Origin of the sequence: Actinopolymorpha pittospori (assembly GCF_014873875.1) — a bacterium.
GTDB classification, from domain to species: domain Bacteria; phylum Actinomycetota; class Actinomycetes; order Propionibacteriales; family Actinopolymorphaceae; genus Actinopolymorpha; species Actinopolymorpha pittospori.
On record NZ_JADBEM010000001.1, the window covers coordinates 8,651,606 to 8,665,372 of the forward strand.

The following is a 13,767-nucleotide window of genomic DNA, read 5'->3' on the forward strand; positions in this document are numbered from 1 at the left end:
GCGAACGACGAACGGACGCCGGTCGGGGTCGCCTTCTCGACGGCCCCGTTTCCATGCCCAGTTCGGCCTGTCGGTCGGCGACTGAGCTCAGCGGCTCGGTTCGCGTTGCTCGGGCATCGTCTCGTGGTGCTGCTCGGGCATCGCCGCCTTGCGCAGGAGCCGGTCGTAGGTGAAGGCGGCGACGATGCCGCCGACGATCGGCGCGACGATGTAGGCCCACACGTCGGTGAACGCGCCCGCCACGATCATCGGGCCCAGAGCCCTGGCAGGGTTGACCGCACCACCGCTCAGCGGGCCTGCGATGAAGACCGCCGCGGCCAGTGCCAGGCCGGCCGCGGTGGCGGCGACGCCGGTCCGCGCCCGACGGTCCGTCGCGACGGACATGATGACGAGTACGAGGACGAAGGTCACCACGGCTTCGACGAGGAAGACCCGGCCCGCACCGACCCCGGGCGTTGGCTGCGTGGCGCCGAGCAGCGCCACCGAGCGCCCCGCCGTGCCGTACAGCACCCAGGCGATGAGGGCGGCTATCAGGGCACCGCCGAGTTGGGCCACCAGGTACGCCGGAACATAGCTCCACGGAAACTTCCGCGTCACCGCGAGCCCCAGCGTGACCGCGGGATTGAAGTGCGCCCCCGAGACGTGCCCGAACGCGGCGACCAGGACCAGAAGCGCGAGCCCGTTGGCCAGCACCACCGCGAGGGAATTGTAGGGACCGCCGGCGAGCGGTCTGCCCAGCGCGGCTGGAATCGCGGTCGCGATGATCGCCAGCACCAGCACGAAGGTGCCGATCGCCTCCGCGGCCGCGGCGGCGGCCATGTTCGCACCGATCCGGTGCCCGTAGAGGCCCGTCATCTCCTCGGTCGGCCTGGACGGCCTTTCCACGCGGCCTTCCCGGCCTCTGCGCCGGAGTGTGTGTCGCAGTGTCACCTCGCTCCCTCCTCGAGGGTCGAGCCTTCGCGACAGTGACCGCGATGGACCGTTCTCGAAAAGCGTGACACCGTCCGACCGGGCGCCGCCTCCCCCAGCCGACCCCTTCCGGGCGGGTCATCCTGGGTGTCGGTGGCTCATCCGTCCCGTTTCGGCTCCTTCGACCCGTTGGGCTCCTCGGGACGGCCTGTCGTCCTCGGCCGGTCGGGGCACTCCTGCGGCGGAAGTGACTGGCGGATGACGCGCCCACACCCCGGGCAGACCTCGCGATGCAGGCAGATCCACTCGATGCCGAAGAGTCGCCGCACCCAGGCTGGTGGAGGCCCACAGGGTCGGTCCCGGTGCCAGCCGTACATGACGTCTCGGCCGATGACGGATCCGTGCGGCACGCCCTGCTCTCCGTGGCACCAGTTCCGCGTTCCCGCACCCACGCCCTGACGTCCCTCGCGCCGGCCCGGGATGCCCGGACCATGGCGAGAACGCCCGCTCGACATCTGCCCACCTCCTCAGTGGACGGGCGACGCCGCGACGCGCACGTCCCCACAGACCAGGCTAGGTCGCGCCCCGCGGATCGAGGCGTCAGACCGTCTGGTCGGTCGGGCGAAGCAGGATCTCGTTGACAGCCACGTGGTCGGGCTGGCTGACCGCGTAGAGAACGGCATTGGCGACGTCCTCGGGCTCCAGGGTGCGAATCGAGCTCATCATGTCCTGGGCGACGGCTCGCATGGACGGGTCGGTGATGTGGCTCGCCAACTCGGTGGCCACGAACCCGGGCTCGATCACCACCACGCGCACACCCTGCGCGGTGACCTCCTTGCGCAGGGCCTCGGAGAACGCGTTGATCCCGAACTTGGTCGCCGAGTAGACACCCCCGCCGGCCGAGGCCGTTCGGCCGGAGGTGGACGAGGTCTGCACCAGGGTTCCCCGTCGTTCCAGCAGATGCGGCAGCGCGGCATGGGCGGTGTACATCGACCCCAACAGATTGGTCCGCACCATCCTGGTCCACTCCGTGGTGTCGGCCCCGAGGATCGGGCCGCTCAGCATGAGCCCGGCGTTGTTGACCAGTACGTCGAGGCCGCCGAAGCGTTCGACGGTGGCGGCCACCGCCGCGCGGCACGACTGCTCGTCGGTAACGTCGAGTTCGAGCGTCAGCACCTCACCCGACGCTCGCGAAGCGATCCCCGCCAGCCGCTCGGTGCGCCGAGCGCCGACGGCGACTCTCGCTCCCGCCTTCGACAGAGCCAGCGCGGTCGCCTCGCCAATACCCGACGAGGCTCCGGTGACCAGGACGGCCTTTCCTTCCAAGGAGTGATCCATGCGTTCTTCCTGTTCCATTCCGCTTCCAGTTCGCGACTGGTCGCGATCGGGTGGCCGGAGGCAAGGCGAGCACTGTCGCACCCTCCGGGGCCTCTAAGGTGACCAGACGGTCAGGTTAGACCGTAACACGTAACCGGACCGGGCGGTCAGCTTGAGCTAGAGTGGCGCTCGACACAGGACCGAGCGCCGGACTGGAGGGCCATGACCACCGCTTCCCCGACGTCGCGGCCGCCGCGAGCCGATGGCGTACGCAACCGACGACTGCTGCTGAGCGCCGCCGCCGACGCCTTCGCCGAGCACGGAACTGACGTCTCCATCGCCGAGATCGCGCAGCGAGCCGGCATCGGGAAGGGAACGGTCTTCCGGCACTTCACCACCAAGGAGGACCTCCTCGCCGCGATCATGGGCGAGATGGTGGACGGCCTGGTCGCCGTCGGCGTCGGCCTCTCAGACGCCGAGGATCCGGCGCAGGCACTCCTCGCGTTCATGACCGCCGGCGTCGAACTGCTCGCCAAGGACCGCGCGTTCTGCGAGGTCGTGGGACGCCCGTCACTGCACCATCCCGACGTCCGCGCGGGCCTCGAGCGGCTGTGCGACGTCGCGGAGAGGCTGACCGACCGGGCCCGCCGGCAGAAGGCCATCCGCCCGGACGTCACCGGAACGGACATCGTGTTGCTGCTCGGCGGCGTGCACCAGACCGCCGCGCCGCTGCTGGGTGCCGAACCCCAGCTGTGGCGCCGATACCTGGGCCTGGTCTTCGACGGCATCCGATCCGATCGGGCCCAGCCGCTGCCACACCCCGCACCGCGCGAACTGAGGTTCACCGAGACGACGCCGGATCCCTCCGAGTAGGCGGGCCCGGCGACCGCTCGCGCGCCTTCCCTCAGCGCCCTCCGGCTCGAGCCAGGGCATCCTCGGCCTGCGCGACGAGCGCGCCGACAAGATCGGCCGCGGGCGGCAGGTCGGTGATGAGGTCGATGGCCTCGCTGGCCCACACCGGCAACGGAGGCAGATCGCCGCGCGCGAGGTCGGCCTGATAGGCCAGCTGGGCCTGCTGGTCGACGGCGAGTTCCGCCTCCCGGCCCCGCCACCGGTCGAGGTAGGGGTGGCCGAGCGTGCGTGCGGTGTACTTCGACGGCCATCGCGACCCGCGGGCGATGTCGAGGACGCCGCTACGCTCGGTGTCCTCCCCACGGCCCTCGACGATCGCCCTGGCGATCGAGGGATCGACAAGCGCCTCGGCGCTCGCCTGGAAGCGGGTGCCGATGAGCGCCCCGGCGGCACCAAGCGCCAGGACGGCTGCCAGGCCACGGCCGTCGGCGATCCCACCAGCCGCCAGCACAGGCACCGGCGCCGCCAGGTCGACCACGACCGGCACGAACGGCAGCGTGGCCCGCCCGCGTCGAGCCCCGTGCCCACCGCTCTCGGTCCCCTGCGCCACGATGACGTCGGCTCCCAGGTCCACCGCCTGCCTGGCCTCCTCCAGATCGGTGACCTGAACCATCAGCGCGGCACCCGCGCCGCGGACTCGTTCGACGTAGCGGCTCGGGTCTCCGAAGGAGAACATCACCGCCCTCGGGCCGTGCTCCAGCACCCGTTCGACGGCAGCGAGATCGATCGCCCAGGTCTGAAAGCCGACACCCCACGGCTTCCCGGCGCCTGCGACGATCGGCAGCTCGCGGGCGAGCCAGTCCGGATCCCCGCCTCCGGCACCGAGCAACCCGAGCCCACCGCCGACAGACACCGCGGCCGCGAGCGCGCCGCCGGCGGATCCGCCCATCGGCGCCAACGCGATCGGGTGCCGAAGGCCCAACAGTCTCGTGAACGCCGTCGACAACGCCATGACCGCAGAGACTAGCGAGGCGCCGCGAGGACGTTCCGGAGTACGTCCTCCAGGGAGACGCGGGCCAACTCGCGCCTCAGCGTCTCCTCGATGCCCTCGTAGATGCCCTGCATCGCCGGCTGGATGCCATAACCCACCACGCACCCCGGGTCCGGGCTGGCGCGGTGCATCGCGAACAGCGGGCCGGGTTCGACTGCCTCGTACACGTCGAGCAGGGTCATCGACTCCAGCTCACGCGTCAGCGACCAGCCCGCGCCCACGCCTCGACGGGACTCCACGAGCCCCGCCCTGCGCAGCTCGCCGAGCAGCCGCCTGATCACCACGGGATTGGTGTTGGCGCTGGTCGCGATCTGCTCGGAGGTGGCGACCTCGTTGCCCTGGCGCTGGTGGAGGCCGATCCAGGCCAGCGCGTGGGCGGCGATCGTCAACCTGCTGTTTGCGCTCATGGCCCCCTCCTCTCCTCCGCAACGCCTCATGTTACGACCGAGCTGTCGTAACCACAACGGTTGCGATCTGCTGTCGTAACTATTACTGTTCCAACTGCCAAGAAGGTGTCAATCAGCGAGGTGAGAAGAATGAACAAGCCGCTCACGGGCAAGATCGCCCTGGTCACCGGGGGATCTCGCGGGCTGGGGGCCGCGACCGTACGGCTGCTGGCCGAGCAGGGCGCCGACGTCGCGTTCAGCTATGCCAGCTCAGCGAAGAAGGCGCAGGGCGTCGTCGACGAGGTACGCGGCACGGGGGCGAAGGCCGTCGCGTTCCAGTCCAACCAGGCGGACATGAGCCAGGCGCCGGTGCTGATCAACAACGTGGTCACGCACTTCGGCGGCCTGGACATCCTGGTCAACAACGCGGCGATCTCCCCCGAACAGGGCCGCACGGTGGACGACCCGGACGTCGACACCGCCGCGCTTGACCTCATGCACGCCACCAACTACCTCGGAGTGATCGCGACCATCCGGGCCGCCTCCCGAGTACTCCGCGACGACGGCCGCATCATCACGGTCAGCTCCGGACTGGGCACCCGAGTCGGCGTCCCGGGCGTGGCCGACTACGCAGCGACCAAGTCGGGGATCGAGCGGTACACCCTGGGCGTCGCACGGGACCTGGGGCACCGGGGCATCACGGCCAACGTCGTGGAGGCCGGCCTGATGGCGAGCGGCATGGAGCCGCCCGACCCCGAGGTCCTCAAGGCTCTCCTCAGCTCGCTGGCCCTGCAGCGCATGGCCGACCCCGCTGAGATCGCCGCGGCGATCGTCTTCCTGGCAAGCCCCGCCGCGTCTTACGTCTCGGGCGCGGTGCTGGACGCCCACGGCGGCTACAACGCCTGAACCGGTACGTGCCGTGCGCCCCGAAGGAGCGATGTCCTTCGGGGTGCACGTGGCGCGCTCGGCCGAGGGTTCTACGGGGCCGTTTCGGTCCAGGTGACCGGCAGTTCGTGGACGCCGTAGATGTTCATGTCGGTCCTGAGTTTCACGTCGCCGGCCGGGATGGCGAGCTGGAGGGTCGGGAAGCGACGCAGCAGTCCCCCGAAACCCGCGCGCATCTCGATGCGGGCCAGTTGCTGGCCCAGACACTGGTGGACGCCGTGGCCGAAGGACAGGTGACCGCGGGCCTTGCGGTGGATGTCTAGGGCGTCGGGGTTGTCGAAGCGCTGGGGGTCGTGGTTGGCGGCCAGCAGCGAGACGACGACGGTCGATCCCTTGCCGATCGTTTCGCCGCCGAGTTCGATGTCCTCGGTGGCGTAACGGTAGAAGATGTCACCGATGCTCAGGTAGCGCAGGAGTTCCTCGACGGCATCGGGGAGCAGCTCCGGGTTGGCGCGCAGTTCGGCCCGCTGATCGGGGTTCTCCAGGAGCGCGAAGGTGCCCAGGCCCAGCATGTTGGCGGTGGTCTCGTGGCCCGCGAGCAGCAGCAGGAAGGCGGCGCCGGTCAGCTCCTCGATGGTGAGGTCGTCGTGGCCGGCCAGGTCGGACAGGATGTCCTCGCTGGGAGTGGCGCGCTTGCTGGTGACCAGTTCGGACAGGTACGTCATCAGTGCGCCCAACGCCCCCATCTTGTCTTCCAGCGACACCTCCCTTTCCAGGAACTTGGCGGAGTTGACCTGGAAGGTCTCCCGGTCGGCGTAGGGGACACCGAGCATTTCGCAGATCACCAGCGAGGGCACCGGCAGCGCGAACGCCTTGACCAGGTCGACCGGCGGGGTCAGGTGCGCCAGCTCCTCCAGTTGTCGCTCGGTGATGTCGATGATCTGCTCTTCGAGCTGCTTCATGCGTTTGACGGTGAAGGCGCCGATGAGCTTGCGCCGCAGCCGGGTGTGGTCGGGTGGGTCCATGGCGATGAACAGGCCCGGCATCGGCGGGGACGGTTCGGTGGCGGCGGGCATGCCGGGGGTCTCAAAGGGCACGTGCATGACACCGATGTCCCCGCGGGAGCTGAACCGGGTGTCGGCCATGAGCTGGCGGACCGCTTCGTAACCGGTGACGAGCCAGCCCTGGTGACCGTCGGGGAAGGCCATGGGACTGACCGGGCGAGCCCCGCGCAGCCGCGTGATCTCGCTGGGCGGGTTGAAGGGGCCCGCGTCGCGCTCCATCGGGAGGCCCTGCGGAACAGCAACCGTTTGACTCATCGGATTTTCCTTTCGTGGCGGCTGGTGCAGCCACAATCGCCGACGGACCTGACATGCGACTGACATGGCTCAGACACCGGCCATGCCGGGGACCTGCTCGGCTGGGCCGTGTCGTGTGGGTGGTTGAGGTGGTGTCCCGGGTGGATGGTCCAGCAGGTTCCACCGGACCGCGATGGCCGGGGCAGGCCTTCGTCGATTCTGATCACACCCGGTCAGACCGGTGACACCCGATGGTGCTGACCGTGGGAGAGCGCGCGTTCGGCGTTCAAGGGGCGAGCGTGACCGCGACCAGCTCGCGCCAGTTCGCCCGCATCCCTTCCTGCGTCGCCTCGGCGAACCGCGCGTCCCCGAGGCGACGTCGCGCGACCTGCTCGATCCGGGCCACATCTGGTTGGGAGTGATCCCGCAGGCCGCGCACGCTCGTGCTTGCCGCGAGCAGCCGCACTGCCTGCTCGTACTGCTCCTCGCGTAGCGCCAGATCCGCCATCCCGACGATGACCTGCGCGGTCAGGGGGGCGTACCCGTACTCGGCCGTCACCTCGAAGGCGGCGACGCGGTGTTCCCTCGCCTCGTCGAAACCCTCGGCAAGATAACCCAGCATGTCGTGTCTCACCGCGATGATGTGTGTCTCGTTGCCCAGCATGTCCGTCGCGATGCCGAGTTGCTGGCGGGCCTGCTCGGCGTCGCCGCTCCAGCGCGCGAGTTCCGCCTTCGCCAGGGCCAGCTCGGCCAGCGCGTTCGGCCAGGTGACCCGTTCGGCGTGCCGCTGGGCCTCCGCCATGGCAGCCGCGCTCGACTGCCCGTCTCCCAACAGCCAGTACAGCTGGGCCTGCCGCGACCGCAACCGTACGACGTCCTCGATGGCGCCGACCTCGGCGACGACCGCGATCGCCTGTTCGTAGTGCTCGCACGCACCGGCGAACTCGCCGCGCATGGCGATGCGATCCGCCACCTCGGTCAGGGCGAACGACAGCCCCCACCGTTCGCCGATCGCGCGAAACTCGGTGAGCGCCAGCTCAAGATACGCGTCGGCACTCCACCCGTCCTGGCCAAGCATGATCCGCATCTTGCCGAGCTGTAGGCGGGCGATGGCCCGTACCCAGGGGTCCTCGTCGGCGAGCAGTGGTTCCCACGCGGGCAGGACCGCGTCCGGCGCTCGCATCATGCGTTCCAGTGGGGCGAGGAGCCGTACCGCCGGGTGACCGCACTGGACACGCTGACTGATCTCGTACGCCTCGTGGATCCACTCCTCCGCCTGGTAGTGGTCACCCCGTCCGGAGGTCAGGAAGTTCGTGACGAACACGTAGACCGTGGCCCGGATGTCATCGGTCACCTCGCCGGGCACGGCGGTGGCCGCCATGATCAGCTCGTTGCCTTCGGCCTTGTGCCCGCCGAGCCACCAGTACCAGCCGGCGGCCGCCGCGAGCCGCATCGCCCCCTGCGCCTCACCGGCCGCGAGCGCACCGCGCATCGCCGCACTGATGTTGTCGTGCTCGACCTCGATCGTGGTGAGCCATTCCAGCTGCTCGGCGCGGCGAAGATGCGGATCCGCGGTTTCGCCGAGTTCGGTGAAGTACGCCAGATGCGCGTGGCGTGCCAGATCCGATTCCCCAGCCTCCGCGAGCCGCTGGCCGGCGTACTCCTTGATCGTGCCGAGCATCCGGTACCGCGGCGCGTCGTCGCTGTCGGCGACCACCAGCGACTTCTCGGCCAGTGCGGTCAGCAACTCGAGCACCTGCACCGCCTCCACCGAGCCGCCGGCGCAGACTCGCTCGGCCGCTTCCAGGCTCGCACCACCGGAGAACACCGAGAGCCTGCGCAGAACCACCCGTTCGGCGTCGGTCAGCAACTCCCAGCTCCAGTCGATCACCGCACGCAGCGTCCGTTGCCGGGGCAGCGCTGTCCGGCTACCGCTGGTCAGCAGGCGAAACACGTCGTCGAGCCGGTCGGCGAGCTGATCGAGGGACATGGTGCGCAACCTGGCCGCGGCCAGTTCGATCGCCAGCGGCATCCCGTCCAACGCCCGGCAGACCCGCGCCAGGGTCGACAACGTGTGGGCATCTACCGCGAGATCCTTGCGTACGGCGCCCGCCCGATCGCGCAGCAGCCGGACGGCCGGAGCGGACTCGATCTCGCCCGGATCCGCGTCACCCGCGGGCACGGCCAACGGCGCGACTCGCCACAGCGCCTCGCCGGTGATGCCGAGCGGTTCCCTGCTGGTCGCGAGGATCCGCAGCCGATGGCACTCCCCGAGCACCCGATGGGCGAACGCCGCCGCCGACTCGATCACGTGCTCGCAGTTGTCCAGGATCAGCAGCGCCTCGCGCTCACGGAACGCGGTGACGACCCGCCCGGTCGGCTCCGTGTCCGATGCCTCGCCCAGCAGCGCGTCCCGCATGCGGAGCGCGTCAAGCGTCGCCTGCGCCACGTCACCGTCCGCGCCGATGGCCGCGAGCTCCACCAGCCACACACCGTCCGACACACCACCGAGCAGCGTGCGCGCGGTTTCGGTGGCCAGCCTGGTCTTCCCCGCACCGCCCGGCCCGACCAGGGTGGTGAGCCGAGAGCCGTCGATGAGTTCGCGGACCGCGGCGACATCAGCGTCCTTGGCGACGAAGCTGGTGAGTTCGGACCGCAGATTGGTCTTCCGGTCCTCCGCCCGCCGTCCCACCTCGCCCCGCAGCAGCGCGACGTGCAAGGCGGACAGCTCCGGTGAGGGGTCGACGCCCAGCGCGTCGGCCAGCGCTTCTCTCGTGCGCTGGTACACGAGCAGCGCGTCGGTGGTGCGGCCGGCGGCAGCGAGAGTACGCATCAGCGCGGCGACAAGGCGTTCTCGGAACGGATGCGCGGCCACCAGGTCGGTCAGTTCGCTGACCAGCTCCGCACCGTGGCCGAGGCTGATCTCCGCGTCGAACCGATCCTCCATGGCGGTCAGGCGTAGCCCCTCGAGCCGGGTGACCGCCGCGTCGTATGCCGCACTGTCCTGGACACCGACGTCCTGCATGGCCGCGCCGCGCCACAGTGCGAGGGCCTCGCGCAGCATCGGTACCCGCTGTGGATCCTCGTCGTTGTGGGTCTGGCCGACGAGGCGTTCGAACCGGATGGCGTCGACGGAGTCGGGTTCCACCCTCAACCGGTAGCCGTCCGGTTGCCCCTCCACCAACCCGTCCGGCAGTGCCTTCCGCAGTCGGGAAACCAAGCGCTGCAAGGCGTTCGCTGCTTCGGCGGGCGGCTGCTCGCCCCAGATCCAGTCGACGAGCGTCGCCTTCGGGACCACCTGACCGGGCTTGAGCGCGAGGGCGACCAACAGTCCGCGCAACCGGGCGCCCGGCACGTCGGCGAGAACGCCGTCGTCCGTTCGAACCTCGAATGGTCCAAGCATCCCGATCCGCACCTGGCTGATTTTGCCATGGGTGCTCGTCAGGCCTCCGACGGCCGAATTCGCGCATTGGTCGCCAGGCGCCAACGCCAAGGCCCCGACAAGCAAAAACCCTCTCGCTCAGATGGTGAGCGAGAGGGTTTCGTCCGCGGACGAATCGCGGGTCGGAACGCAAGAATCTGAATTCTCGGTGGAGCTGAGGGGACTCGAACCCCTGACCCCCTCCATGCCATGGAGGTGCGCTACCAGCTGCGCTACAGCCCCTCGCCCTTGCGGGCTCCGCAAGCTTACCGGGTCGGTATCCGGTGGGCGAAACCAGGGCACCCCCATCGATCTCGCCGCCTGGCGAACCGACCCGACAGCCTCAGCGGGTGTCGCCGGAACGCGGATCCGAAGGCGGCCCGGCGTTCCATTCGACGATGCGCCAACCGTTCTTGCCCTGCTCGCACACGGCCCACGCGCAGTTGCGGAGTCCGCCGAACACGTCCCAACATTCCGGCGGAAGGCCGACAAGCCGGGCGATCCCGACCCGGGTGGCGAGGCCGTGAGAGGTGACCACGACGGTCTCACCGTCGGCCACCAGCTCCGTCGCACGCAGGAAGCCCTTCTCGGCGCGCTCGGCGACCTCGGCCATGGTCTCGCCGTCGCCACCCCGTCGCACGTCCTCACCGGCGTCGAGGCGAGCCTGCAGGTCGGGGTGGCGGGCGATGAACTCGTCCCTGGTCATACCCGCCCAGGACCCGACGTGGATCTCTCGCAGGTCACTGTCGTAGGTCACGGGCAGGCCGGTGACGCGGGCCAGTGCGGCCGCCGTCTGGGTGGTGCGCGTCAGGTCGCTCGCCACGATGGCCGCCGGCCGCAACGCCGCGAGCCATCCGGCAGCCGCCTCCGCCTGGGCAAGACCCACCTCGTCCAGCGCGATGTCGGTCTGCCCCTGAAAACGGTCCTCGTGGTTCCACTCGGTCCGGCCGTGTCGCCAGGCCACCAGTCTCCTGGCGGTCACGCGTCTGTTCCGGTCGCGCGCGGATCGTCGGCCGACAGCTGGCCACCCGGTCCGCCGCCCACCGTGACAGCTTCGGGGAGCGGAATCTCCGGGCAGTCACGCCACAGGCGTTCGAGCGCGTAGAAGGCGCGCTCCTCGACGTGTTGGACGTGGACGACGAGGTCGCCGTAGTCGATGAGGACCCAGCGATTGTCACGGTCGCCCTCGCGACGGGACGGCTTGACGCCGGTGATGGCCAACTGGTCCTGGATCTCCCGGACGATGGCGCCCACCTGGCGGTCGTTGGATGCGGAGCACAAGAAAAACACGTCGGCGATAGCGAGCCGCTCGGAGACGTCGAAAGCGACGATGTCGCGGGCCAGCTTGTCAGAAGCGGCCCGGGCGGCCAGCTGTGCCAGCTCGACGGATTCGGTCGTTGCGGGCACGAGGTCCTTTCTCGACGAATCCGGACAAAAGACCGGAACGCCGTAACTGATCGGCGTACAGACAACCCCAGGATCTCACGTCCCGCGGTACATGCGCCTCTTGTTGATGTACTGAACAATCCCCTCCGGCACGAGGTACCAGATCGGTCGCCCCGCGGCGACCCGATCACGGCACTCGGTGGAGGAGATCGCGAGCGCCGGGATCTCGACCAGGGTGACGTCCTTCGGCACCTTCTCGGTGTCGAGCACGTGCCCGGGTCGGGTGCAGCCGACGAAGTGCGCCATCGCGAAGAGTTCGTCGACGTCACGCCAGGTGAGGATCTGGGTGAGCGCGTCCGCCCCGGTGATGAAGTAGAAGTCGGCCTCGGGACCGCGTTCGGTACGCAGGTCACGCAGCGTGTCGACGGTGTAGGTCAGGCCCGGCCGGTCGATGTCCACCCGGCTCACCGAGAAGCGTGGGTTGGAGGCCGTGGCGATGACCGTCATGAGGTAGCGGTCCTCGGCGAGCGCGACCTCCCGGGCACCCTTCTGCCAGGGTCGGCCCGTCGGGACGAAGATCACCTCGTCCAGGTCGAACCACGCCTGCACCTCGCTGGCGGCGACGAGGTGGCCGTGATGGATGGGGTCGAAGGTGCCGCCCATCACCCCGATACGGGGACGTCGGTCGTTCACCGTGTCTCCTCGCGCGGTCGAGTCCCGCGCCTGTGGGTCGCCACCGCTCAGCTGTGGGGCCGACCCTTGCCGATGGCGAGCGTGATCGCGAGCAGGATCAGCAGGATGACGAAGGCGAGCAGGCCGATGACCGGACCCGGAACCGGGAGCTCAGGACCGGCGGCCTGCACGATGGGCACCAACGACGACATGGCCGGCAGCCTACCGGGGAGCCACCCGCCGCCTTTCGCCAGCCCGGCGGGCCGGTCCATCGGCCGGCCTCACCGCGCCCGAACGCGGGTCAGCCGCGGATCTGCCCCTCGCCCACCACGACGTACTTCGTCGAGGTCAACTCCGGCAGCCCCATCGGCCCCCGAGCGTGCAACTTCTGGGTGGAAATGCCGATCTCGGCACCGAACCCGAACTCCCCACCGTCGGTGAACCGGGTCGAGGCGTTGACCACGACCGCCGCGGAGTCGACCGCCTGGACGAACCTGCGAGCGGCCGGCTGCGACCGGGTGATGATCGCGTCGGTGTGGGCGGAGCCGTAACGCCGGATGTGACGGCACGCGTCCTCGAGGGAGTCGACCACCGCCGCCGCGATGTCCAGCGAGAGGTACTCGGTGCCCCAGTCCTCCTCCGTGGCGGGCACCACGGCGTCGTCGTGGGCCGCCACCCGCGCGTCTCCGTGCACCGTGACACCGGCGTCGCGCAGCGCTGCGAGCGCGCGCGGCAGGAACGCCTCGGCGATCCCGGCGTGCACCAGGAACGTCTCGGCGGCGTTGCACACGCTGGGCCGGTGCGTCTTGGCGTTCACCAGGATGGACAGCGCCATGTCGATGTCGGCGTCCTCGTCGACGTAGACGTGGCAGTTGCCGACTCCGGTCTCGATCACCGGAACGGTCGACTGCTCGACGACGCTGCGGATCAGATCGGCTCCACCGCGTGGGATGAGGACGTCGACGAGACCGCGGGCCCGCATCAGGTGCGTGACCGACTCGCGACTCTCCGCGGGAACGAGTTGGACGGTGTCGGCGGGAAGGCCGACGTCGACGAGCGCCTTCCGCAGCGCGTCCACGATCGCCGCGTTGGACTCCCGGGCCGAGGAGGAGCCACGCAGGAGGGCGGCGTTGCCGCTCTTCAGGCACAGGCCGGCAGCGTCGGCGGTGACGTTGGGTCGCGCTTCGTAGATGATGCCGACCACACCGAACGGCACTCGCACCTGACGCAGTTCGAGACCGTTGGGCAGGGTGTACCCGCGGACCACCTCGCCCACCGGGTCGGTGAGCTGGGCGACGTCACGCAGGCCGTCGGCCATGCCGCGGATCCGCCCGTCGTCGAGCCGCAACCGGTCGATGATCGCTTCGGGCGTACCGGCCGCGCGTGCTCGCTCGACGTCGATCGCGTTGGCCGCCAGGATGCCCGCCGACTGGGCCTCGAGCGCTCCGGCCATCGCCTGGAGCGCGGCGTCCTTGTCGGCACGGGAACGTGCGGCGAGGTCGACGGCGGCCTCCCGGGCGCGGGACGCGGCGTCGAGGACGGCCTCGCGCTGCGCGGCGGAGTCGTCGTTCACACGATCGGTCATGGATC

The 13,767-nt window shown here is 69.8% G+C and carries 13 protein-coding genes and 1 tRNA gene; 2 read left to right on the top strand and 12 right to left on the bottom strand.

The window, feature by feature from the left end:
- Positions 1 to 87 precede the first annotated feature (87 nt).
- Together HEB94_RS40120 and HEB94_RS40125 are read right to left on the bottom strand one after the other, a co-directional pair.
- Positions 88 to 855 (bottom strand): MIP/aquaporin family protein, encoded by a 768-nt coding sequence (locus HEB94_RS40120; protein ID WP_192754674.1) that lies wholly within the window; start codon positions 853 to 855, stop codon positions 88 to 90.
- Positions 856 to 1,509: 654 nt separating this feature from the next.
- Positions 1,510 to 2,247, bottom strand: coding sequence for an SDR family NAD(P)-dependent oxidoreductase (locus HEB94_RS40125; RefSeq protein WP_192754675.1), 738 nt, complete (start codon positions 2,245 to 2,247; stop codon positions 1,510 to 1,512).
- 201 nt (positions 2,248 to 2,448) lie between these two features.
- Between HEB94_RS40125 and HEB94_RS40130 the strand changes: the two genes are divergently transcribed.
- Positions 2,449 to 3,099, top strand: a complete 651-nt coding sequence (locus HEB94_RS40130) for a TetR/AcrR family transcriptional regulator (RefSeq protein ID WP_192754676.1) — start codon at positions 2,449 to 2,451, stop codon at positions 3,097 to 3,099.
- Between the two features lie 31 nt (positions 3,100 to 3,130).
- On the opposite strand, the gene HEB94_RS40135 is transcribed toward HEB94_RS40130, so the two are convergent.
- Together HEB94_RS40135 and HEB94_RS40140 are read right to left on the bottom strand one after the other, a co-directional pair.
- A complete protein-coding gene (locus tag HEB94_RS40135; protein WP_192754677.1) occupies positions 3,131 to 4,090 on the bottom strand; it encodes an NAD(P)H-dependent flavin oxidoreductase in 960 nt (319 codons plus the stop codon).
- A gap of 11 nt (positions 4,091 to 4,101) precedes the next feature.
- Positions 4,102 to 4,536 (bottom strand): Rrf2 family transcriptional regulator, encoded by a 435-nt coding sequence (locus HEB94_RS40140; protein ID WP_192754678.1) that lies wholly within the window; start codon positions 4,534 to 4,536, stop codon positions 4,102 to 4,104.
- A 129-nt stretch (positions 4,537 to 4,665) separates the two neighbouring features.
- Between HEB94_RS40140 and HEB94_RS40145 the strand changes: the two genes are divergently transcribed.
- A complete protein-coding gene (locus HEB94_RS40145) occupies positions 4,666 to 5,421 on the top strand; it encodes an SDR family NAD(P)-dependent oxidoreductase (protein WP_192754679.1) in 756 nt (251 codons plus the stop codon).
- A 71-nt stretch (positions 5,422 to 5,492) separates the two neighbouring features.
- Here HEB94_RS40145 and HEB94_RS40150 read toward each other — a convergent pair whose 3' ends face one another.
- The 8 genes from HEB94_RS40150 to HEB94_RS40185 all read right to left on the bottom strand — a co-directional run bounded on the left by HEB94_RS40150 (position 5,493) and on the right by HEB94_RS40185 (position 13,762).
- Positions 5,493 to 6,719, bottom strand: a complete 1,227-nt coding sequence (locus HEB94_RS40150) for a cytochrome P450 (protein ID WP_192754680.1) — start codon at positions 6,717 to 6,719, stop codon at positions 5,493 to 5,495.
- Positions 6,720 to 6,984: 265 nt separating this feature from the next.
- A complete protein-coding gene (locus tag HEB94_RS40155; RefSeq protein ID WP_202896801.1) occupies positions 6,985 to 10,101 on the bottom strand; it encodes an AfsR/SARP family transcriptional regulator in 3,117 nt (1,038 codons plus the stop codon).
- A gap of 188 nt (positions 10,102 to 10,289) precedes the next feature.
- Positions 10,290 to 10,362: transfer RNA gene (locus tag HEB94_RS40160), tRNA-Ala, on the bottom strand.
- Between the two features lie 100 nt (positions 10,363 to 10,462).
- Complete coding sequence (locus HEB94_RS40165; protein WP_192754682.1) at positions 10,463 to 11,101, bottom strand: histidine phosphatase family protein; 639 nt, start codon at positions 11,099 to 11,101, stop codon at positions 10,463 to 10,465.
- Complete coding sequence (rsfS, locus tag HEB94_RS40170; protein ID WP_192754683.1) at positions 11,098 to 11,526, bottom strand: ribosome silencing factor; 429 nt, start codon at positions 11,524 to 11,526, stop codon at positions 11,098 to 11,100. The genes HEB94_RS40165 and rsfS overlap by 4 nt, the downstream gene beginning before the upstream one ends.
- 75 nt (positions 11,527 to 11,601) lie before the next feature.
- Entirely contained in the window at positions 11,602 to 12,198 is a 597-nt protein-coding gene (gene nadD, locus HEB94_RS40175) for a nicotinate-nucleotide adenylyltransferase (protein ID WP_337918264.1), read from the bottom strand.
- Between the two features lie 47 nt (positions 12,199 to 12,245).
- The gene (locus HEB94_RS40180; protein WP_192754684.1) at positions 12,246 to 12,389 is read right to left on the bottom strand and encodes a hypothetical protein; all 144 of its coding nucleotides are present in this window, start codon (positions 12,387 to 12,389) and stop codon (positions 12,246 to 12,248) included.
- Positions 12,390 to 12,478: 89 nt separating this feature from the next.
- The gene (locus HEB94_RS40185) at positions 12,479 to 13,762 is read right to left on the bottom strand and encodes a glutamate-5-semialdehyde dehydrogenase (protein ID WP_192754685.1); all 1,284 of its coding nucleotides are present in this window, start codon (positions 13,760 to 13,762) and stop codon (positions 12,479 to 12,481) included.
- Positions 13,763 to 13,767 lie beyond the last annotated feature (5 nt).